17 protein-coding genes are annotated in these 23,707 nt (G+C 46.7%); 16 read left to right on the plus strand and 1 reads right to left on the minus strand.

Going from position 1 to position 23,707, the window contains the following annotated elements; genetic code table 11:
- Window positions 1-75: 75 nt before the first annotated feature.
- From DN752_RS14325 to DN752_RS14375, 12 genes are all read left to right on the plus strand, one after another.
- Window positions 76-1,662 (plus strand): sodium:solute symporter, encoded by a 1,587-nt coding sequence (locus DN752_RS14325; RefSeq protein WP_112784583.1) that lies wholly within the window; start codon window positions 76-78, stop codon window positions 1,660-1,662.
- A gap of 513 nt (window positions 1,663-2,175) precedes the next feature.
- A complete protein-coding gene (locus DN752_RS14330) occupies window positions 2,176-4,074 on the plus strand; it encodes an alpha-L-rhamnosidase-related protein (RefSeq protein ID WP_245949230.1) in 1,899 nt (632 codons plus the stop codon).
- Window positions 3,993-4,364 carry an alpha-L-rhamnosidase C-terminal domain-containing protein gene (locus DN752_RS24950; protein ID WP_245949233.1) on the plus strand — a complete coding sequence of 124 codons (372 nt, stop codon included), beginning with the start codon at window positions 3,993-3,995 and terminating at the stop codon, window positions 4,362-4,364. Before DN752_RS14330 ends, DN752_RS24950 begins: the two co-directional genes overlap by 82 nt.
- Window positions 4,365-4,421: 57 nt before the next feature.
- Complete coding sequence (locus tag DN752_RS14335) at window positions 4,422-7,274, plus strand: glycoside hydrolase family 2 TIM barrel-domain containing protein (protein ID WP_112784584.1); 2,853 nt, start codon at window positions 4,422-4,424, stop codon at window positions 7,272-7,274.
- Between the two features lie 73 nt (window positions 7,275-7,347).
- A complete protein-coding gene (locus DN752_RS14340) occupies window positions 7,348-8,220 on the plus strand; it encodes a hypothetical protein (RefSeq protein WP_112784585.1) in 873 nt (290 codons plus the stop codon).
- A gap of 279 nt (window positions 8,221-8,499) precedes the next feature.
- Window positions 8,500-9,531 carry a Gfo/Idh/MocA family protein gene (locus DN752_RS14345; protein WP_112784586.1) on the plus strand — a complete coding sequence of 344 codons (1,032 nt, stop codon included), beginning with the start codon at window positions 8,500-8,502 and terminating at the stop codon, window positions 9,529-9,531.
- 137 nt (window positions 9,532-9,668) lie between these two features.
- Complete coding sequence (locus DN752_RS14350) at window positions 9,669-9,926, plus strand: DUF6364 family protein (protein ID WP_112784587.1); 258 nt, start codon at window positions 9,669-9,671, stop codon at window positions 9,924-9,926.
- Window positions 9,916-10,338 carry a PIN domain-containing protein gene (locus DN752_RS14355; protein ID WP_112784588.1) on the plus strand — a complete coding sequence of 141 codons (423 nt, stop codon included), beginning with the start codon at window positions 9,916-9,918 and terminating at the stop codon, window positions 10,336-10,338. Before DN752_RS14350 ends, DN752_RS14355 begins: the two co-directional genes overlap by 11 nt.
- A gap of 286 nt (window positions 10,339-10,624) precedes the next feature.
- Window positions 10,625-11,869, plus strand: a complete 1,245-nt coding sequence (locus tag DN752_RS14360; protein WP_112786562.1) for a ribulose-bisphosphate carboxylase large subunit family protein — start codon at window positions 10,625-10,627, stop codon at window positions 11,867-11,869.
- Between the two features lie 2 nt (window positions 11,870-11,871).
- The gene (locus tag DN752_RS14365; protein WP_112784589.1) at window positions 11,872-13,263 is read left to right on the plus strand and encodes a four-carbon acid sugar kinase family protein; all 1,392 of its coding nucleotides are present in this window, start codon (window positions 11,872-11,874) and stop codon (window positions 13,261-13,263) included.
- Between the two features lie 139 nt (window positions 13,264-13,402).
- Window positions 13,403-14,065, plus strand: coding sequence for an aspartate/glutamate racemase family protein (locus DN752_RS14370; protein ID WP_112784590.1), 663 nt, complete (start codon window positions 13,403-13,405; stop codon window positions 14,063-14,065).
- A gap of 169 nt (window positions 14,066-14,234) precedes the next feature.
- The gene (locus DN752_RS14375; protein ID WP_112784591.1) at window positions 14,235-15,545 is read left to right on the plus strand and encodes a bile acid:sodium symporter family protein; all 1,311 of its coding nucleotides are present in this window, start codon (window positions 14,235-14,237) and stop codon (window positions 15,543-15,545) included.
- 251 nt (window positions 15,546-15,796) lie between these two features.
- Here DN752_RS14375 and DN752_RS14380 read toward each other — a convergent pair whose 3' ends face one another.
- A complete protein-coding gene (locus DN752_RS14380) occupies window positions 15,797-17,041 on the minus strand; it encodes a tetratricopeptide repeat protein (RefSeq protein WP_112784592.1) in 1,245 nt (414 codons plus the stop codon).
- 359 nt (window positions 17,042-17,400) lie between these two features.
- On the opposite strand from DN752_RS14380, the gene DN752_RS14385 reads away from it, so the two are divergent.
- The 4 genes from DN752_RS14385 (at window position 17,401) to DN752_RS14395 (ending at window position 23,704) form a co-directional block, all read left to right on the plus strand.
- Window positions 17,401-18,471: a transporter substrate-binding domain-containing protein gene (locus DN752_RS14385; RefSeq protein ID WP_112784593.1), complete on the plus strand. Its 1,071-nt coding sequence runs from the start codon at window positions 17,401-17,403 to the stop codon at window positions 18,469-18,471.
- Window positions 18,472-18,945: 474 nt separating this feature from the next.
- Window positions 18,946-19,743 carry a glycoside hydrolase family protein gene (locus tag DN752_RS14390; protein WP_245949234.1) on the plus strand — a complete coding sequence of 266 codons (798 nt, stop codon included), beginning with the start codon at window positions 18,946-18,948 and terminating at the stop codon, window positions 19,741-19,743.
- Window positions 19,689-20,099, plus strand: coding sequence for a glycoside hydrolase family protein (locus tag DN752_RS24955; protein WP_245949235.1), 411 nt, complete (start codon window positions 19,689-19,691; stop codon window positions 20,097-20,099). The genes DN752_RS14390 and DN752_RS24955 overlap by 55 nt, the downstream gene beginning before the upstream one ends.
- Before the next feature lie 356 nt (window positions 20,100-20,455).
- Window positions 20,456-23,704, plus strand: a complete 3,249-nt coding sequence (locus tag DN752_RS14395) for a glycoside hydrolase family 2 TIM barrel-domain containing protein (protein WP_245949236.1) — start codon at window positions 20,456-20,458, stop codon at window positions 23,702-23,704.
- The last annotated feature ends 3 nt before the right edge of the window (window positions 23,705-23,707 follow it).

Raw genomic sequence — 23,707 nt, forward strand, 5'->3', positions numbered from 1 at the left:
TCAGGGGCTCCCTCCCTATGGCGGATGACAGGCTTGCAATGACGCTTATTGAATAATTTCGACCCAAAAACACCCATGGAAATACATGAAATACTCCAGCCGCTGGATTTTGCGGTGGTTGGTCTTTACTTAGTGACCCTGATAGGCATAGGCTATTGGGTGAGTTTTAAGAAAAAGCGTGATGCCAATGAAAACCTGTTTTTGGCAGGGAATTCCTTGGGATGGCCCAGCATTGGTTTTACCATGTGGGGCACCAACGTCGGTCCGTCCATGCTGATCGCCTCGGCCAGTATCGGCTATACCACTGGTGTGGTAGCGGGGAATTTTGCTTGGTATGCGTTTATCTTTATTTTCTTACTGGCAGTGGTTTTTGCACCACGGTATTTGGGCGCTCGGGTGCAGACTCTTCCGGAGTTTATGGGAAAGCGTTTTGGCAATTCCACCCAGAATATTCTTGCCTGGTACACGATTGTTACTGTGCTGATTAGCTGGCTGTCCTTGACGCTCTTTGCCGGGGGGATTCTGATTCGCCAAATATTGGATTTGCCGCTTTGGCTTTCGGTGATTATCCTGATTCTTATTGCGGCTTTTTTTACCATTGCCGGGGGGCTGAAGGCCATTGCCTATACCAATGTGTTTCAGATGGTACTACTGATTTTGGTATCACTGGCACTTACGCTGACAGGGCTGTATAAAGTCGGGGGAATAGGGGAATTGATTGCCCAGACGCCGGGAGAGTATTGGAATTTACTGTTGCCCGCAGATGATCCCAGCTATCCGTGGATTGCCATTGCGCTGGGGTATCCGGTGATGGGTGTCTGGTTTTGGTGCACGGATCAGTCCATGGTGCAGTCCGTCTTGGGCGCAAAAAACCTCAAGGAAGGCCAACTGGGAGCCAATTTTACAGGCTGGCTCAAAATACTGGACGTAGCATTGTTTATCATTCCCGGGATCATTTGCTATGTCTTGTTTCCAGATCTTGACAATCCCGATGAAGCGTACATGACCATGGTGACCAAGCTGTTTCCGGTGGGGATGACGGGACTGGTCATGGCGGTGTTGATCGCCGCATTGGTGAGTACAATTGATTCGGCACTGAATGCGCTGAGCACCGTGTTTACCATGGATATCTACGTGAAAAAGTACCAACCAGATGCCAGCCAAAAGCAGATCATCACGATCGGCAGGGTGGTGACCGTCTTGGGAGCCGTGATAGCTATTTTCCTGACCTTGGCCATTGACAGCATCAAAGGGCTAAACCTGTTTGATGTTTTTCAGTCTATTTTGGGCTTTATTGCTCCGCCGATGTCTGTGGTGTTTTTGTTTGGCGTGCTTTGGAAAAAGACCACGACAAAGGCCGCCAATACCGTTTTGATCTTCGGAACCATTTTGAGCTTGGGCATAGGCGTGCTGTATCTCTGGGTATTTCCCAATGCGGAATATACCTTCTGGCCACATTTCCTGCTGCTTTCGTTTTATATCTTCGTGTTTTTGGCCGCATTGATTGTGGTCATCTCCTATGCTGAACGTAACCGAAAGGACCTTTACGTGAGCACATTGGACTATGGCACCATTCCCAAGTTGCCGAGTAAGGTCAAATGGCTATGGATTGCGCTGATCATTGTGATGGTGGGGATGTATGTGGTGTTTAATGGGAATTAGTAGTGAGACTTGAGTATTGAGATATGAGTCTTGAGTCTTGAGATTTTAGAATCCAAGTTCCCCCCGGGTTGTGCTGGGTCTCTGCCCCAGCACTGGCAAGTTTTGAGTCTCTGACTCAATTAAGCTGTTCCAGATTTGTAATCCCCTTGGCACCGAGTATGACTTATTGGATACCTGTTTTGGGCCTTCTACTTAAGGTAAAACCTTCCCGAGCGTAGCCGGAAAGGCTATATCGAAGTCTTGATGCACCATGTGGGCTTAGCATCTCACCACTCACTACCGACCAAAGCAGGAATGTACAGGATAAACGTCTGCCGATATCCTTGCAGTTTTAAAGAGATCAGCCAGTGACGTCGCTCAAGAAGACAGAAAGAGCCCACGGGAAGCGTATCGGCAGACTGTTGACCGTCGTCAGTGGACGATTTCTAAAGTAGACCCTTGTAGGCTAAGGGAAATACGACGGATAAGTTGGAAAATAAAATAACCACTCAGAAGAAAAACAATAAACCTCAGATGGAAACCCGAAAATATACCATTCTCTTATTACTTTTCGTGATGTGCTTTGCTACTGCAGCGGCACAGGCACAGGAAAAAGTCCCTCAAGCCACTTGGATATGGTATCCTGGAGATTATGAGATTTGGCTGAGCAATAAAATGCAAGCCCGAAGAACTGAGCGGGGTGCTTTTTTGCCCCCATTGTGGCGGTATTACAGCCCCTATGCGCTGGTGACCTTCAGGAAGGAATTTACGCTTCCTGCCGAAGATGAAATCTCCATCTTTACAGAGGGGCAGTTTAAGCTTCAGATAGATGGAAAGCAGCAGCATGGAACGTCACAAAAAATCACCATTCCTGCCGGAAAGCACAGCATTGTCATCAAAGTCTATAACCAAGAGCGTGTGCCGGCAGTGTTTATCGAAGGGGATTACTTGGTGACAGATGACAGTTGGAAGGTGACCTTTGAGGATAAGGAATGGATCGATGAGACGGGCAAAGCTTCCGATCAGTCCGGTACCAACTGGGAGGCGGTAGGAACCTGGGATTTCAATGCCCCTGATGATTTGCCCTCTGAGTTTAGGCTGGCCACCACCCCACAATATGCCAAAGAAGTGAAATCCGTAGGAGACGGTGAATTGGTCGATTTTGGTAAGGAAACCTTTGGTTATATCCAATTCCATGGGCTGAAGGGAGAAGGAAAGGTCAATGTCTATTACGGGGAGTCCAAAGAAGAGGCGCTGGACAGTGCCTATTGCGAAACATTGGATTATCTCAGTTTTGATGGGAGCCAAGCGGAGACGTACACCATTGAAGATTCCAAGGCGTTTCGTTACGTGCAGGTGCAGCCTGGTTCCGGAGTAAGCTACGATTCCGTGTCGATGCTTTATGAATACTTGCCAGTGGAATACCGCGGTGAATGGAATTCCTCAGATGAGCTATTGAACGAAATCTGGGATGTCTCGGCCTATACCATGCACCTCAATACCCGGGAGTTTTTCTTGGATGGCATCAAGCGTGATCGGTGGATATGGTCAGGCGATGCCTACCAGAGTTACCTGATGAACTATTACCTGTTTTTTGACAATGCTTCCGTGCGCAGGACGCTGCTGGCATTACGCGGCAAGGAGCCTGTGTCCAGTCATATGAATACCATTATGGATTATTCCTTTTATTGGTTTGTAGGAATATATGATTATTACCTGTACTCCGGTGATGAGGAATTTATCAAGAATTTCTATCCCCGCATGGTCAGCATGATGGATTTCTGCCTAGAGCGGAGAAATGAAAATGGGATGATGGAAGGATTGCCGGGCGATTGGATTTTTATCGACTGGGCAGATGGCTTGAGCAAGCAGGGTGAAGTGAGTTTTGAGCAGATGCTACTGGCCAGGAGCTTGGAAGCCATGGCAGTAAGTGCTGAGATCGCAGGTGATAAGGAAGGGCATCAACACTACCAAAAGCTGGCTGATGAGATGAAAGAAAAGCTTTTTGAGGTGTTTTGGTCATCAGACCGCGAAGCCATCATGCACCAGCGTGTAGATGGAGAGGTGCTTGATAATGTCACCCGCTATGCCAATATGTTCGGGATATTCTTCGATTACTTTTCCGATGACCAAAAGCAAGCCGTCAAACAGGCCGTATTGCTCAATGACGAGGTGCAGAAAATCACCACTCCGTATATGCGGTTTTATGAGCTGGAAGCGCTTTGTGCGATGGGTGAGCAGGAATTTGTCCTTGATGAAATCCGTGATTACTGGGGGGGATGCTGGATTTGGGAGCTACTTCCTTTTGGGAAAAATACGACCCCAATGAGTCAGGTACAGAGCACTTGGCGATGTATGGGAGACCTTATGGCAAGAGCCTCTGCCATGCCTGGGGAGCTAGTCCGATTTACCTCTTCGGGAAATATTACCTAGGCGTAAAACCACTTTCGGCTGGATATGAAACGTATGAAATTCGTCCAGCATTGGGAGGATTGGAGTGGATGGAAGGAAAAGTGCCCACGCCAAACGGTGATATTGCCGTGCACTGTTCCACAAAGGAAATCAAGGTTTCCTCGGACGAAGGCCAGGGAATCCTGAAGTTTAAAAGTAAGTCAAAGCCGAAGACCGACCAAGGTGAGATCAAGGCATTGGGGAATGATGAATATGAATTAGTACTGGCTGCAGGGAAAGAATATGTGGTGAAGTATAAGGCGGTAAAGTAGTCCCGAGATTTCGGGAACCGTCATCGCGAAAAATGTAATAAATAGAATCAAAATATAATGATCAAATCAAGACGTATTAACAAGCTGATTTTGGGGCTGGCAGCCATCTTTGTGATGTCCGGGGTGAAAGCCCAGAAAACGGAAGTCCAGTACCTATCAGGTAAAGGCTATCAGGACACCAAGGAATGGGAGTTTAAAATTTCCGGAGGCCGAAACAGTGGCGAGTGGAGCACGATCAGCGTGCCTTCGGTGTGGGAGCAGGAAGGCTTTGGGAAGTACCAATATGGCATCAAATTTTACGGCAAGCCATTTCCCGATGGGATCGCCGATGAAGTGGGGCAATACAAATACGCCTTCGAAGTACCCCGGGGATGGGAAAATAAGCTGGTAAGAATTGTTTTTGACGGCTCCATGACCGACACAGAAGTGAGGGTCAATGGCCGTTCGGCAGGGGATAAGCATCAAGGAGCCTTTTACCGCTTTAAGTACGATATTACCGACTTGCTGAAGTATGGAAAAGAGAACCTGCTGGAAGTGACAGTGAGTAAAGAATCCACCAATGCCAGTGTCAACTTGGCTGAGCGCAGGGCCGATTATTGGAACTTTGGCGGCATTTTCAGACCGGTGTTCTTGGAAGCATACCCCGCAAAATTCATCGATCGCACCGCGATAGACGCGCAGGCCAATGGTGAATTCAGCGCCGAAGTCTTCCTCGGCAGCGCGAGCTCAGAAGACATGAAAGTGGTGGCCCAAGTGACCGATGAGGAAGGTAATGCTGTGGGGCAGCCAATGGAGAAGCCCATTACCCAAGGGGGAGACAAGGTGGTCTTGGAAAGTGCTTTTGACGGGATAAATCGCTGGACTGCGGAGACACCAAACCTATATCATATACAGTTTTCACTTTTTGATGGCGATGAGCTCGTGCATCAGACCGATGACCGCTTTGGTTTTCGTACCATTGAGCTGAAAGCCAGTGATGGGATATATGTCAATGGCCAACGGGTGCTGATGAAGGGGGTGAATAAGCACAGCTTTTGGCCAGAATCCGGGAGGACACTTAATAAAGAACTTAATTATGCCGATGCCAAGTTGATCAAAGAAATGAACATGAATTCGGTGAGGCTTTCCCATTATCCATCTGATCCTGAGTTTTTGGATGCTTGTGATGAATTGGGGCTTTATGTGCTCCACGAGTTGGGCGGCTGGCATGGTCACTATGACGAAGCCATAGGCATGAAGCTGGTGGAATCCTTGGTGACGCGTGATGTCAACCACCCCAGCGTGATCTTCTGGGACAATGGCAACGAAGGAGGCTGGAACACGGAATTAGATGATGAGTTTGCAAAGTGGGATCCTCAAAACCGCCCTGTGCTGCATCCGCAGCAATTGCTCAACGGTGTCGAGACGATGCACTATCGCTCGTACGGCGAGACGGAGGAATATTTCAGAGGTGACTATATCTTTATGCCAACGGAATTTTTACATGGCCTGTATGATGGCGGCCATGGTGCTGGCCTGTATGATTACTGGGAAATGATGCGCAAACATCCCCGAAGCGGTGGTGGTTTTCTTTGGGTTTTTGCCGACGAGGGAATTGCCCGTACCGATCAGGATGGCCGTATCGATAATCAGGGTAATTATGGGGCAGACGGTATAGTAGGTCCTCATCATGAAAAAGAAGGAAGTTTCTTTACCATCAAGGAAGTATGGTCGCCAGTGATGGTGATGCACGAAGATCAGTTGGCGAGTGACTTTGATGGTGTTTTTGAGGTAGAAAACAGGTATGATTTCACCAACTTGAATGCCTGTACTTTCGAATGGGCTCTGGCGGAATTCTACAGCCCTGAGGCAGGCCAAAGTGGCCACAAGGTAACCAAGTCTGGAGAACTGAAAGGCCCTGATGTGGCAGCACATGAAGCGGGGAACGTGTCCATACCGTTGCCGTCAAATTGGCAAGCGGCCGATGTACTTTACCTTACCGCAAAGGATCCGGAAGGCAAGGAGCTATGGACTTGGCATTTCACATGGGAGCAGCCCCAGCAGTATTTACAGGCAGGTGCTGGAGCAGTGGAGTTGGAGGAGCGCGCTGCAGGCTATGTAGTGTCTTCTGGAGAACTGGAAGTGGAGTTTAGCAAAGAAAATGGACAGATCTCTTCTGTTAAAACCGGTGGAAAAGCTATTTCTTTTGGGGGAGGACCACGGTTTGTGGCTGCCAGAAGAGGAGACCGAACCTTGGACGGAACGGTAGACCCTGATTTCGAAAAAGGAATGGACAGGATTTATAAAGAACTGGACTTGGAGCAAGAACTAAGGACGGTCACAGCAGGCAAGGACGGTGACAATGTAGTGATCAGCGCTAGCTGTTTTGGCCCACTGCAAGAGGTGGAGTGGACGATTCAGCCCGGAGGATTGGTGCAGCTGGATTATGCGTATGAATACAACGGTGTTGTTGAATTGATGGGGGTGTCGTTTGATTATCCAGAAGACAAGGTAAAAGCGATCCGTTGGCTTGGAGAAGGGCCCTATCGCTCTTGGCAAAACCGGATTCATGGCACTACTTTGGATATCTGGGGAAATGATTACAATGACCCTATTCCCGGCGAGTCCTTTACTTATCCTGAGTTTAAAGGGTATTTCCACGATTGGCATTGGGCTGCATTGGAGACAGAAGAAGGTCACATCTACATGGCCAATGACCAGGCGGATAATTACCTGGGCGTGTTTACCCCTAGGGATGGCAGGGATGCCCTTTTGTACACTTTGCCCCAGACTGGGCTGGCTGTCTTTGATGTGATTCCCGGAGTGAGAAACAAGGTGAACGCCACCGATCTGGTCGGTCCATCATCTCAGCCGCAGCATGTGAGCGGCCCGAAGCAAGGCAGGGTTTATTTTAAATTTAAGGCGCATTGATCGCTACCCTTAACTGGAAGTCAGAGACAGTGGGACAACCAACAATTTTCAAATCTTTTAATTTTCCAATGATATGATCAAAAACACCAACGACGGAACGAACGCAGCCCCTTATCTAAGGGTGGACATGAATTATGGCGGATGCAATGATTTGCCTGACTTTTCCACAGGACCCAAAGGGGATGATAGGGAGAAGCATGAGGCCATCAAGCAAGCGGGCTTTCAGGGGATTCAAGATGGGGATCCAGCTCTTTGTAAGAAGCTGGGATTGGAGTTGACTGGTCACGCACGGATGAATGAAGTGGGAGAGCTGGATGAATTACTGCCCAAGTGGAAGGACGATGGCTATAACTGTGCCACGCTCCATGTGGGCTGGGGAATGGAGGGTGATGCTGAAGTGGATAAATTGGTAGAATATGTGCTGAACAGTGCAGTAAAATTTAAGCTGCCGATCTATATCGAAACCCACCGGGCGACCATCACCCAGGATATGTGGCGAACCGTAGAGCTGACCAAGCGTTTTCCGGAGATTCGTTTTAATGGTGATTTTTCGCATTGGTACACCGGCCAGGAAATGGTCTATGGTGGGATTGAAAACAAGTGGGAATTTATCCAGCCGGTAGTTGACCGTGTCCGGTTTATGCATGGCAGAATAGGGAATCCTGGTAGTATCCAAGTGGATGTGGGCGACGGTCAAGGCCAAAGCTATGTGGGGCACTTCAAGGAAATGTGGACCCGGGCGTTCCAGGGCTTTTTGAAATCCGCTGGAGCAGGAGATTTTATCTGTTTTGCCGTAGAGCTGTTGCAAGCAGATATTTTCTATGCCCGGACCTTTAAGAACACCAATGGTCAGCCACAAGAAGAAGGCGATCGATGGCAGCAGGCATTACGCTATAAGCAACTGGCGGAGGAATGCTGGAAAAAGGCATTGGAGCGGGAAGTATGAAGATAAAAGTCCGAGGTTTTTTTGAGCGCTGTAGCTTGTCAGGTACTGAATATAAGGTTTGGGCCAAGATGTTAGCGATTACTGGTTTTGGATACCAGTTGAAATAAGGCTTCAACGGATGTTTAGATGGGCGATTAAATTATGAAAAAAACGTTCATAATTTAATATTAGCGCCTAAATAGTGTAGAAATTGATGTGATAGAATAAAAAGGTTTTATATTAAGATGGAAGAGAAAAAGCACTTAGTGCTTTTAGCGATTCAGCGAGAAATATAAAGCCATGAAAATACAACTTATCGGTGCGGGAGGTATTGTGAAGGATGCGCATTTGCCGGCATATAAAATTGCTGGATATGAGGTGGAGGGAATTTTTGATCTTAACGAAGGAAAAGCTGCTGCGCTTGCGGAGGAGTTTGGGATTCCAGGTGTATTTGCTTCTCTGGATGAATTGGTCGCTCATGCCGGTGAAAATTCCGTTTTTGATGTGGCAGTACCGGGGAGTGCTGTGTTGGAGGTGTTGGAAAAGCTTCCAGATGGTGCCGTGGTATTGATCCAGAAGCCGATGGGCCAAGATTTGGCGGCAGCCAAAGCTATCTTGGCCCTTTGCAGGAAAAAGCAGTTGAAGGCAGGAGTCAATTTTCAGATGCGCTATGCACCCTATATCCAGAAAGCCCGTGAAATCATCGATTCTGGTCAAATAGGAGAGCTTTGTGATATAGAAATCAAGATCAATGTCTACACTCCTTGGCACCTTTGGGATTTTTTGTTTACGGCAGCGCGAGTGGAGATTTTGTACCACAGCATCCATTATGTGGATTTGGTCCGATCATTTTATGGCAATCCCAAAAAGGTATACGCCAAGACCATCAAGCACCCAAAGATGTCCCAATTGGCCTCAGTGAAGACGAATATCATTATGGACTACGGCGAGCTGAAAGGCGCCAATATCCTGACCAACCATGCCCATGAGTTTGGTCAGAAACATCAACAGTCCTACGTGAAATTGGAAGGAACAAAAGGGGCCATTATGATAGAAATGGGGTTGATGAAGAATTATCCAGTAGGCACTGCGGATAAATTCGAATATGTGGTGATGGAAGAAGGAAAGGAACCTGAGTGGAAAGAGGAATCCATCGAGGGAACTTGGTTTCCACATGCTTTTGTAGGCTCGATGGCCGAGATGAAAAAGGCCTTGGAAAACCCCAAGTATATTCCTGACAATAGCGTAGAGGACTGCATCTACACCATGGCCTGTGTGGAGGCCGCCCACCAGTCCAACGAAGTGGGAGGAGTGGAGCTGTCCACGGATTAGGCAAATTGACAAAAAGCGGCCTGAAAATCTCCCGGGTTTTTTGCTTCAGGTTTGAAGATTTTTGACTACAAATATGTTTTTTTCATAAACTTTTTATATCGTTATTACGTGATTATAAGTCTAATACTCTAGTAATTATGAACGCAAAGTTGACATTATCAATCGAGAAAGAACTAATTGAAGAGGCAGAAAAGTATGCGGCTGGAAAAGATGGAAATCTTTCTGAAATTGTGGAAAACTATCTGAAATACCTGATCTCAAAAAGGGGAAAAACCACCCCAACAAAAATTCAATCTAATAGGGTCAAAAAGCTTCAAGGTATTCTAAAAGTTGATGCTGATTATGATTATAAAAAGATCCTAAAGGAGGAGAAAGTAAAAAAGTATGGCCACTAAGTTATTTTTGGACACTGATGTAATTATCGATTTTTTAATTGATAGAAGGCCTCATTCGATATATTCAGCTAATATTTTTGACCTTGCTGAAGAAGGAAAGTTGATCTTATATATCTCCTCCTTATCAATCAGTAATATTCACTATATCATAAGAAAGGTTCTTGGCCAGCAAAAATCCCGTGAAGTAATACATGAAATTATGTCCATGGTAGAGGTTTTAGAGGTTTCCAAGTATCATATTCAAAAAGCACTTAAAAGTTCTATAAAAGATTTTGAAGATGCTATTCAGCATGAGGTGGCCTATGAAGAAAGTGCGATCAAGGCAATTTTGACAAGAAATATAAGGGATTATAAAAATGCCTCCCTGTCCATTTTTTCACCGGAAATGTGGTGTAATGATCTTTCAGACTAGGCAATTCTCATTTGTATACTTATTCGCTATGTGAGAAGCTGTAGCCTGTAAATCTCCCGGGGTTTTTGCTTCAGGTTTGAAAACCGAGCATTAGTCTTTTAACCTTCCAATCTTAAAATTTCCCAATACCCAATCCACAAGCAGGTAAGTTCAGGATGCTGATATAAAGTGTCTTAGTTACATTTGTGTTAATAGGGTTTTATTAGGTTTTTAAGTAGGATGGGGGGATTTCTCCCGTCTTACTTTTTTTATCACCTACCTCATGACCTTTTCCCTCCTACATTTTATGGAAAGAATTTCAGCAACATACTATATCGAAACACCTTATGAGGTGGAAGCGGCGGCTCAGGTATTGGCTGGGGAGCAATCCTCGGGGACTTTTGTAGCAGTACCCGGTGAGACAGCCGAACTGAAGCAGCGCTTTGCTGCCAGGGTGGAGTCCATCGAAAAGTTAGAAACCGTCAGCCATCCAGCCATACCGGGTGCAGTATCAGCCAGTGGACAGTATCACAGGGCCATCATCACGGTATCTTGGTCTATTGAAAATTTTGGGTACAATCTGCCTACGATGATATCGACCCTGCAAGGAAACTTGTACGAAATCACCCAGTTTACAGGCTTGAAATTAATGGATTTGGAAGTGCCTGCTTCCTTTGCGGAGCACTTTGATGGGCCAGCTTTTGGGATCCAAGGTTGTAGGGAACTGACGGGTGTGGAAGAGGGGCGACCACTGATCGGGACGATCATCAAGCCAAGCATAGGGATGAGTCCTGAAGAAACCGCCACTTTGGTAAAAACCTTAGTGGAGGCGGGCATCGACTTTATCAAGGACGATGAACTGATGGGGTCAGCTGCTAATTCACCCTTTGGCAAACGTGTCGAGGCCATCATGAAGGTCATCAATGCCCATGCGGATAAATCGGACAAGAAAGTGATGTATGCCTTTAATATTTCTGATGAAATGGACAGCATGCAGCGCAATTATGATACGGTGGTGCAGCATGGAGGCACTTGTGCCATGATGAGCATCAATAGCGTTGGCTTGGCAGGCGTGAAAAAAATTTGCGACCGTAGGGAGCTGGCCATCCATGCCCACAGAAACGGCTGGGGAATGCTCAACAGGCATCCACTGCTGGGGATTGACTTCAGGGCATATCAAAAACTATGGCGACTTGCCGGCGTGGATCAGCTCCATGTGAACGGCATTAAGAATAAATTTTGGGAATCGGACGATTCCGTGGTACGATCGATTGAAGCGTGTTTGACGCCCATGTTGGGCGGCTATGAGGTGATGCCTGTGGTCTCTTCGGGACAATGGGGTGGCCAAGCGCCAGAAACGTACCGTCGAACCAATACCACTGATCTGCTTTATATGGCAGGAGGAGGTATAATGGCCCATCCTGCCGGCCCTGCCGGAGGTGTGAAGGCACTGCAGCAAGCTTGGCAAGCTGCTGTGGACGGCGTTTCCGTGGAGGAAGCAGCGAAAATCTATAAGGAATTTGGTCTGTCGGTAGAGAAATTTGGTCAATAATTATGCGAAAAGAGGCGGCACCATTGCTACTGGCCTATTATGGCGATGACTTTACTGGCTCATCCGATGCGCTGGATTTTTTGAGCAAAGCAGGAGTGAAAACGGTGTTGTTTATCGCTCCACCCACCCCTGTGCAATTGGAAAAGTATCAAGGCATTCAGGCCATCGGAATCGCTGGAATGACGCGTTCTATGGCGCCAGCGGAAATGGAAAGGGAGTTGGAAAGTGCCTTTGGGATGCTGAAGGAAACAGGAGCCCGGCAGGTGCATTATAAAGTCTGCTCTACGTTTGATTCATCACCAAAAATTGGCAGTATCGGAAAGGCCTTGGAAGTGGGCCTGGATGTATTCCAAACCCCATACGCCTCCCTCTTGGTGGCTGCTCCAGCGTTAGGACGCTATTGTGCTTTTGGGAACCTCTTTGCCCGGATGGGTATCGGGAGCCAAGGAGAGATCTATCGGCTGGACAGGCATCCATCCATGAGCAAGCACCCGACCACCCCTGCGGATGAGAGCGACTTGCGTCTTCATTTGGCCAAGCAGACGAGCCTAAAAGTGGGCTTGGTGGATTTGTTGGAAGTGGAAAATGGTGGAAGCCTTTTGGAAAAAGCATTAGATCGGGAGGTGGCGAAGGGGGCTAAAATAGTGCTTTTTGACGCCATGTATTCAAGGCAAATGGCAGGCATCGGACAAATGATCGATGAAGCGGGCAAGGATAAAATACATTTCTCCGTGGGGTCTTCAGGAGTAGAAATGGCCTTGGGTGACTATTGGAAAGAAAAAGGTATTCTCCAACAGGGTAAGGCTTGGGAAAACCCCGGAAAAGTAACGCCAATGCTCGTCCTTTCGGGAAGTTGTTCTCCTATTACAGAAGAGCAGATCGCCTACGCCCTCTCACGGGGATTTGAAGAAGTCTCGCTGGATCCAGAAAGGCTGGCCAAAGACCCCGAGGTGATCTTGGAGAATGCAGGGAAAGTGGTGGAGAAGATGAAGGGAGGAAAGAGTGTGATTGTTCATACTGCCTGTGGGGCCGATGATAAAAGACGAAATATTACACGAAAAATATTAATAGAACAGGGCATTGCTCCAGAAGATGTCAGTGCCAAAACGGCCGACTTCTTCGGCCATGCGCTAGGGGAAATTGCGCGAATGGCGGCAGAAGAATTCCCTTTTAAAAGACTCTTGATAGCCGGTGGAGACACCTCCAGTAAAGTGGCGAGAGCCCTTGGGATAGAAGCCGTGGAGATGATCGCTCCGTTGGTGCCTGGTGCCCCATTGTGCAAAGCGCACGCTCCCCAATCGCCCATGGATGGCATGGAGGTAAACTTCAAGGGTGGCCAAGTCGGGGCTGAAGATTACTTTGTACAGGTGATGGAGGGGAGGATTGGCGGATGACAGAAGTAGGGTGTCTTTTCGTCACACCTATAATCAACAAGGTTTTATCAAATTTTAACCAAAGATCACCTCAACTGCTCCCTATAACATTGGCAGCTAAATTAATAACCAATCACGACATAACTCAATAATCAACTACATGAAAACATTAGGACTTATACACACTTCAGCCACGCTGGTACCGATTTTCCAAGCGCTATGTGAGGAGCATTTGCCAGGTGTAAACGTGTTCAATATTGTCGATGACAGCCTGATCAAGGATGTCATCAGTAAAGGGGAATTGACGCCTCATACCGCCAGAAGAGTGGTGGATTATGTGGGTTCTGCAGAGGCAGCAGGTGCAGACCAGATCATGGTGACCTGTTCATCCATCGGTGCAGCGGTAGAAGCCGCGGCGGACTTGACTCAGGTTCCCGTACTGCGCGTAGACCAACCCATGGCTGATTTGGCCATCAGGACTGGCGTCAAGATCGGAGTGGTAGCGACTTTGCCTACTACCTTGGAGCCTACATCAGATTTGGTGAGAAGGAGGGCCAAGGTCTTAGGAAAAGATATTGTGCTGACGTCCAAATTGTGTGAGGGAGCTTTCGAAGCATTGATGGGAGGTGCTCCTGAAAAGCACGATGAGATGGTGGCCAAAGCACTTAAAGAACTTGCCTCAGAGGTGGATGTCATCCTCTTGGCACAGGCATCTATGGCCAGGGTCGTAGCACAACTGGATGATGCGGATAAAAAAGTACCTATCGTGGCCAGTCCACCAGAGGCTGTAAAATACCTGGCGAGCCTAGGTAACATTAAGTAGGATTTCGGACGTGTAAATGTCAAATGTAGCGAAGGTGAAGTGAAGCTATCCCGTATACTGTGATCGAGCTTCCTTCACCACAATTTCAGCTCAATGATGCCAAAGCCGTTATCTTCTTTCTCACATAAAACCTTTTTACCTACAACATTCAACCCCAATAACCACTCCTATGCACAGGATTCGCAAGTTTATGCTAATGTGTTCCCCCGTTATTTTGCTGGTTTTTATCATTGCTTTGATATGGGGCTATACTGAGGTATGGCAAATCGCAGCAGTTGTTTTTTCAGTGGTATTATCGCTTGGCTTGGGGGCTACCGAAAAGTTTAAAGGATACCAATATACCGCCTGGATCATGACGGCAGTGGTGGCAGGAATGATTTACCCGAATGCCTTTTTGCAGTGGGGCGAGATTGATTTACGGAACAAATGGTTGATCTTGATTGTCGTACAGGCTGTGATGTTTGGGATGGGAATACAGATGAGCTTGCGTGATTTTTCTAACTTGGCCAGCACGGGAAAAGGTGTTTTGGTGGGGCTGCTTAGCCAGTTCAGCATTATGCCGATAGTGGGCTTTATGCTGACCAAGCTGTTTGATTTTGATCCTGAGATTGCCGCTGGAATTATCCTGATGGGGGCCTGTAGTAGCGGCTTGGCATCGAATGTCATGGTGTATTTGGCCAGGGCCAACTTGGTGCTTTCGGTGACGGTAACCGCTATGGCGACGATGCTGGCTCCGCTGATGACGCCTTTTTGGATGAAGACGCTGGCGGGAACGCTGATTGATATCAAATTTCTGGATATGATGTTGAATATCATTAAGATTGTATTGGTACCCATCGGAGCCGCCTTGCTGCATGATTACTTGAAGATGGCCGGTAAGGGAATGAAAAACCGTATTTATTTGCTAGCGATATTTTGCCTTGTTTACCTGCTGGCATTACCTCTTGGGCTTTGGCAGGTCTTTGTTGACATGATACCGGCAGAAATCTTACCATCTGTGGAGATTTTGAGCTTTTTTGTGGGAGCAGTGGTGTTTGGTGTAGGCTATCATTTATGCACGCGCCAATTTAAAAATCTGGATAAACTGATGCCTTATATTTCCATGTTTGGCATTGTGTATTTTACTACGGTAACTACCGCCGCAGGCAGGGACAATCTACTGCAAGTAGGAGCGCTGCTGTTTATGGCCTCGGTGATTCACAATGGATTGGGTTATTTCTTTGGCTACTGGCTCAGCAGGTTGCTTGGCTTGGGCATTCCTTCCGCCAGGGCCATGGCTTTGGAAGTAGGCCTCCAAAATGGCGGGATGGCCTCCGGTCTTGCAGGCTCTATGGGAAAGCTTGGCACAGTGGGCCTGGCACCAGCCGTATTCAGTCCTTGGATGAATATCACAGGGTCTATACTGGCCAATTACTGGCGAAAGAAGTCCCACAAGCAAGAGGCTGAGCGGGGTGAAAAATCAGATCCTCACAACAACTGACTTGGAAGCAATTTCAGCTCGCAATACCTGTGCCGTGGCGTAGATAGGCTAATGCATAAACCGGCTTCAATGCAGTTTAAATTAGTATTTATCTGGAAATATGGGTGCTATATTTTTTCCTTGTGCAGTTATTTTTAATTTCTTAACGCCCAATACCTGCAAGGTGGAGGCCGTTAAGAAAGGGAGTTGGCTCGCGTCGTGGAACAGCGAGACCCACTCGCTTTTAGGCCGTAGCCACCGAGTTGAACTAACTAATTCATTTCATACTTTTCTAACCAATTGTCACCGGCGATAATTTCTTCCATGCTTTTTCCAAAATGGGCTTCCAATAGCTCTTTTCTATAGGCACTGTACTCAAGGAGGATGTCTTTCTGTAATTCACTAATAGCCTCAGAATCATATGCAAAAATATCCCTTACCATGAGGTAATATGGTTCCGCTTTGTCATATTCTTGCTTGGCCATATGGATCTTGCAGCGCACGGAATAGAAGAGGTGTACGTTAAATTCTCCCAAACCATCATTACCCATTGGCAAATCCCTCACATCAAAAGCTCCCCAGATCAGTTGTTCTGCCTCATTGATTTTCCCCATTTTTAGCAGGTTAATTGCATAGAAAAACCGGGCGGTATAATTTTCCGGAAACCGCTCGATCCCTTGTTGTAGGATCTGGTAGGCTTCTTCTGTAGTGCTAAGCTCGTTCATTAAATTAGCCAATAAGTCATAAAGCTGGGGTACATCAGGGTGCTCTTTGAGCTTTTGGGCTACTTTATCGGTGAATTTCGCCAGTTTTTTATTGTCAGACAATTCAATTTCAGATAGCTCGGCTGTCAGGGGGGTGCAAACGTCAAATTCATCCAGAGTCATCGAGTCCCTGTCCATTTCACTATATATTACCAATTCATCAGCTTCTAATCGCTCTTCTGCAAATTCATCATTCATATGGACTTCCCCGAAGGTATCCAAATAGATTAAATCTGTCATCCCCAATAAAATAGTGGCTCCTAGATCCAATGGGGAAAGGTCCATGTCGTTATCGTCTAATTCATCCCCAAAGGGAATAGGGAAAATAGGAATATCATCGGAATCTTCTTGGAGGACATATTGGGTCCAGGCGAATTGCTTATCCCCTTTGGCTCCCATGTCTTTTGCAAACTCAAGCCCTTGATAAACAATATTATGAGCCAAATCGTAGTCAATCTCTACGAATGCTATTTCTTTGGGATTGTCTATGACTATGTCCAGCATTTCTCCGTCCACATTCACTTCAGCAAAGGAATCCTTTAACCCATTCTCCATCAGGTCAACTAAGTAGGAGGCAAAGGTGAACCTGCCATTATCATGCTTTCTGGATACCACCACATGGGCAAACATCCCCACCTCCCAATCTTCGTTTACCCAGCATTTATAAATGGGCAATGACCTGGCACGGGTTTTCAGGTAGGCTTTTGGAGAGAATTTAACTTGCTGTTTGTTTTTTGATTTCTTTTTGGCCACTTTTTCCGATGATTTTAGTTATTGGTCGAATTTAGATCTGAATAGAATAAGATCAAAAGTAAAAAGATAAACGAATGATCCCATCACCTGTAAATGGTAATATTGGAGATCTTTACAAAAATCATAAGCTGTCTATTTAGCAAAGGTGTGTGCAGGTAGCGTTTTGAAGGAAACGGTCATGGTATGGGTTGGTGGTAAAAGAGATAACTGGCAGATAAGTTGCTTATTTCGTTAATTTTTACGTTTTTTTAGCGAGTGATTTTTTATATCATTAACCCTTACTGCTAGCGTCTGTAGCATTATGGGATTTTGTACTAATCAGAAGTGTAGCAATTAATTTTAAACTTAAACGTAGCCAAATGATCCGTTTTATACCGTTGTTTTTTTGTTTTGTAATCTTTTGTGGGGCAAGCCTTGCCCAGACAGAGAGTGATGCTGTCATTAGAGTGGGGTTTACGGGCTCCCAGCCTTTTGTTATTCCCGGTACTGATTCTGATGGTATTTCGGTGGATTTATGGAGAGAGGTGGCATTTCAGGGTGACTTGGATTATGAATTGACCCACTTTGAAAATGTAACTTCCGGTCTTGACGCGGTCAAGAATCAAACGGTGGATGTATTGGTAGGCCCCATTACTATAAACTCTGACCGTGCCGCTAATGTGACATTTTCACAACCGTTTTTCGAAACGGAAATGGCCATTTTGGCACCGAAGATCGAGCAAGGTTTTTGGGATTATGTCAAGCCAATCTTCAGCACGACTTTTCTTTTTGGTGTGTTGGGACTGTTTTTTTTGCTTTCCATTGTAGGAGTACTGTTGTGGATGGTGGAGCGAAAGACCCTTACTCCAGAAGGGAAAAACAGCACCATCGGTGGTATCGGGAACGGTATCTGGCTGGCCATTGTGACGATGACGACAGTGGGGTATGGGGATTTGGCTCCCAAGACACTCGCTGGACGGGTTATTGTCGGTATGTGGATGATTATTTCCTTAATCACCGCCACTTCTTTTGTCGCTGGTATCGCCACGACGATTTCCCAAATAAAAGGCGAAGGCGATACTATTACTTCTTTACTTCATTTGGAAGGAAAAAAAGTGGCTGTTCCCGATAATCAAAAGATCATCGATAACATCACCACTGTAGGAGGAAGACCCGAGCCGGTAGCTAATATTAATGAAGGCTTTGAGCGCTTGTCCAATGGTGAGGTGGATGCGTTGGTATATGATGTGATCGCATTGGAATATACGTACCGAAGCCATGATGAAGGCCAATTTGTGCTGAGCAAAAAAAGGATTGTTCCCCAAAATTATGGATTTGCATTTCATGAGGCATCCAGTCTAAAGCGCTTGGTAGATATCGAAATCCTAAAGCTCAAAGAGTCCGGAGAGATCCAGAAAGTCATTGACAGGTGGGTCAATAGTGGTGAATAGTCGTTGGTGTTTTTAATTCAGAATTCAAGACATCGAAAAGGAATAGCGTAAGGATTTGATAACGACATTAGGGACATAGGACACAATAGGGAGGGCATCTAATTAGCTTGCTGTACCTGTAGTGCTTTTGTTGGATCAATAGGGTGCCACTAAGACACTAAGTTTTCAGGAATATAACAAGCTAAGTACACAACAAACCCCAATCCAACCCCCTTTTATCTGGATTCAGGATTGCAAATACTGAATAGCTCGGAGCAATTACCTTCTAACATTCCAACCTTCCCACTTGCTAACCCGGGTTTAACTCCCAACACCATGATAGCACAGGAAGGTAAAAACAGGGTGTTTTGTAATTTTATTGAGTTAAAAACTCGGTATATGCATTGGAATATCTATTTCAAACTTCATAACGAAGTACCAATGCATTACTCGGATTAAATGAGAAGTCTGCTTTAGGCAATTTCAATAAACTCGATGATGAATAGACAAATAACCTCCCTGTTTTTCCTGGTCCTGATGATAGGGCTAGAAAGCAGTTGCTCCTCTGAAAAAACCAATCAGTCCACTTCTTCTGAGAAGGCCCCACTGCCGGCAGTGACCGATTCGGTGATGCGGCAGGTGTATGAGGAAATCAAGACTCCCCATAAATACGGTTTGGTGAAGATTCCGCCCAGCAACGATTTAAAAATGGATTGCCCCAGTATTTTTAGGGATGGAGACAAATGGTATATGACTTTCCTGATTTATGGTGGGCGCGGCTATGAAACCTGGCTTGCCGAAAGTGAAGACCTGCTGCATTGGGAGGATAAGGGCAAGATCATGTCCTTTTCCGATACCACGGACTGGGATATGAACCAAAAAGCCGGATATATCGCACTCCAAGACTTGGAATGGGGCGGTAGCTATGAATGGGGGACTTATCAGGACAAGCACTGGATGAGTTATTTCGGAGGCAATACTCGGGGCTATGAAGCCGGTGTACTTTCCATTGGAATGGCCTCTACTGATCAATCCCCGACTACAGCCCATGAATGGCAGCGGCTGGAAAAACCAGTGCTGACACCCCATGACGAAGACGCTCGCTGGTGGGACAATAGCACCATGTACAAAAACTCCATCATCCGTGATGAGCATGAGTTTACCGGACATCCCTTTATTATGTATTACAACGCCCGCGGTGATAGCATTAATCCTGGCCGGGGGCAGAAAGAATTGCCATGGCCGTGTCGGATGACATGGTCAATTGGGAGCGTTATGGTGATGCTCCACTGATTAACCATCACAAGGGTATTTCTGGTGACGCCTATATCCAGCAGATGGGAGACTTGTACGTGATGTTTTACTTTGGTGCTTTTTGGCCGGACAGGGAGAATACTACAGCATTTAACCGCTTTGCCGTTTCCAATAACTTGGTGGATTGGGTGGACTGGGAAGGAGAAGACCTGATCAGCCCTTCTGAGCCTTATGACAACCTCTTTGCCCATAAATCTTTTGTGGTCAAGCACAATGGGGTGGTGTACCATTACTACTGTGCGGTCAATAAGGACGGCCAGCGGGGTATTGCCGTGGCCACTTCCAAGGATTTCGGTACGAGTGAGCTGGAGTTTCTTCCTTTGGAAGGGGAATAGAAATGAGACTTGAGACGTGGCAATCAAGTATCAAGAAAAAAGTACAGCAAGAGGGTTGTGCTGGGTCTCTGCTCCAGCACTGACAAGCGTTGAGTTGTTGACTCAATTAAGCTGTTCCTGATTTGAACCCGGAATATACATTAGCCTATCTATTACGGTATGAACCTACTTCAAAATCAGTCGCTTCGCTGCTGTTTTCGATTTCACCATAGCGGTGCTATGCCTCAATCTCCAAACAGCCTGATTTTCTTGCAGTTTCAAACCTCATCACGATTCCTAATGCATAAACCGGGTTGAAACGTCAAATTGTTAGCCAAAACAACAACCACTCTCAAACCTTCCAACATTTAAGCCTTATGACCAATCATCCCATGCGTAACGTTTTTTATATTGCTTTTGTCATTTTCATCAATGGTCATTCGCTATTTGCCCAGACCGTGACGGGAGAGCCAGCGGCCATTCCGCATCCACCGGAGAAATTCCACCTTAACCCTTGGGAGGATCCCTTGATCACCAGCCTAAACCGTGAGCCTGCTAGGACGACGGCATATTCTTATGAAAGTGAAGCTGCCGCAAAAACAGGCGATCGAGCGGATAGCAGGATGCAGCTGTTGAATGGGGAATGGGATTTTCATTTTGCGATGAACATGAAGGAGGCACCCAGCGATTTTTATGCGTCAAAGGTGACTGGCTGGGACAAAATCGAGGTGCCATCCAACTGGGAGCTCAAAGGCTATGACAAGCCCATTTATAAAAGTGCCGTGTATCCCTTTCGACCGATCAATCCTCCATATGTACCTGAAGATTACAATGGTGTAGGCTCTTACCAACGCACTTTTGAAGTGTCCGAAAACTGGGAAGATATGAACATTACACTTCATTTTGGTGCAGTGAGTTCGGCATTTAAGGTATGGCTGAATGGTGAATTTGTGGGCTACGGTGAAGACAGCTTTTTGCCTTCGGAATTTAACATAACACCCTATTTGCAGTCAGGAGAAAATGTACTTTCCGTACAGGTACTTCGCTGGAGTGATGGGTCATACCTGGAAGACCAAGACCACTGGCGACTGAGTGGTATACAGCGGGAGGTGTTTTTGATGGCCGAGCCCAAGCTGCGGATTTATGATTTTCATTGGCAGGCAAAACTGGATGATAGCTATCAGAATGCCACGTTCAGCATTCGGCCAAAGATCGAAAACCTCACTGGAGCACGAGTGCCAGACAGTAACTTGAAGGCGCAGCTTTTTGATGCCGAGGGGAAGCCTGTTTTTGATGTGCCGCTGGAGATGGGGGTGGAGGATATTTTGAATGAAAGTTATCCAAGGCTGGATAATGTAAAATTTGGCCTACTGGAAGCAACCGTGAAAAATCCCCAGCTTTGGAGCGACGAGCACCCTTATCTGTACACCTTGGTTTTGCGGCTTGAAGGGGAGGGTGGAAAGCTGCTGGAAGCCAAAAGCTGCAAGGTGGGCTTCAGGTCGATTGCTTTTGACCCGGAAACCAGCAAGTTGCTCATCAATGGCAAGGTGACCTATATTTATGGTGTCAACCGCCATGACCATCACCCTGTACGCGGCAAAGCCCTCACGCGGAAGGACATCGAGGAAGATGTGAAAACGATCAAGCAGTTTAATTTCAATACCATCCGCACTAGTCACTATCCCAATGATCCATATTTTTACGAATTATGTGATGAATACGGCATTTTGGTGATCGATGAGGCCAATCACGAGACCCACGGCATCGGCGGAAAGCTCAGCAACGATACCCAATGGACCCATGCCTATATGGAGCGGGTGACCAGAATGGTACAGCGAGACAAAAACCACCCATCTATCATTTTCTGGAGCTTGGGCAATGAAGCAGGACGGGGGCCAAACCATGCTGCGATGGCCGCTTGGGTGCACGATGTTGACATTACCCGGCCAGTGCATTATGAGCCGGCGCAGGGCAATCACCGGGCAGAAGGATACCTCCCTCCAAACCACCCTGATTATCCAAAGGATCACTCCCACAGGGTTCAGGTGCCCACAGACCAACCTTATGTGGACATGGTCAGTCGTTTTTATCCAGCGATTTTTACCCCTGACCTATTGGTTAACCAACATGCTGACAAGCGGCCAATTGTGTTTATCGAATATTCCCACTCCATGGGCAACAGCACCGGAAATATGAAAGAATTGTGGGATAAGTTCCGGTCATTGCCCCAAGTGATCGGCGGATGCATTTGGGATTTTAAAGACCAAGGCCTGCTCCAAACCACCGAAGATGGAGAAAAATATTATGCCTATGGAGGAGATTTTGGAGAAGAACGCCATGATGGTAACTTTTGTATCAACGGTATTGTCGCTTCTGATGGAAGGCCAAAGGCTGCTATCTACGAATGTAAATGGGTATATCAGCCTGTGGAAATGACATGGGAGGAGCCGGTCGCAATGAAGGTTCGTGTCCATAACCGCCATGCTGATCAGTCATTGGAAAACTATCAATTTTCACTTGGGCTGTTGGAGAATGGAAAAGAAGTGCAACGCTATAAATTGCCCGCACTCCAGCTTGAGGCAGGGGAAGATACGGTCATCAATTTGGGTAATTATATCAATGACCTTTCAGTAGGACATGAATACCTTGCCCATCTCACCTTTAGCCTATCACAAGATGAAGTGTGGGCCGACCAAGGCCATGTGATCGCCGAACAGCAGTTCCAACTCCAAAAAGGTTCCAAGCCGGTTGTAGACCGAGAACCGGGTGAGTTGGTGGTGGAAGAATCGAGTGATGGCTACCATGTAAACGGGAAGGGTGTCAAACTGAGCTTTGGCAAAGTAACCGGAGCCTTGGAGAGCTATCAAGTGAAGGGCAAGGAGCAGATTTCCAGTCCAATGGAACTGTCCTTTACGCGGCCACTAACGGATAATGACCGCAAAGGATGGAAGCCACAGGAAAAGCTGAACGTTTGGTACGAGGCAGTTCCCTCGCTGACCAAAATGGAATCCTCGCAAATAGACAATGGCGATGTGCAGATTACCAGTCACTATTCCCTCATCAATGGTAAAGCCAATGTGCAGGTGGTGTACACCGTGATGGCTGGTGGAACGGTCAAAGTAGATTATACGCTGGTCCCGCTGGATGATTTGCCAAACATTCCAAAAGTAGGCATGCATTTGGGAATTCGCCGGGAATATGACCAGATTACCTGGTACGGTAAAGGCCCCGTAGAAAACTATATCGACAAGAGCCATGGATTTATGGCCGGCATTTACAGCCAGCCCATCGACCAATTTATGGAGCCTTACGTGATGCCACAGGAAAATGGCAACAGGACAGCTATCCGCTGGATGGAGTTGACGGATTCGTCCGGAAAAAATGGGCTGAAAATCACGGCTGACAGCTTACTAAGCATGAGCGCTTGGCCTTACACCGAAGAGAATATCAATGAAGCAAAGCATACTTATGAACTCCAAGATGCCGGTTTTATCACAGTGAATATAGACCTGATCCAGATGGGAGTGGGAGGAAATGACAGTTGGTCCGACGTGGCCCAGCCGCTGGAGCAGTATCAAATTCCCGCTAAACCTTACCGGTACAGCTATTATTTGAGTATCAAGTAGCTG

This window comes from Echinicola strongylocentroti, from assembly GCF_003260975.1.
Classification (GTDB): Bacteria; Bacteroidota; Bacteroidia; order Cytophagales; family Cyclobacteriaceae; genus Echinicola; species Echinicola strongylocentroti.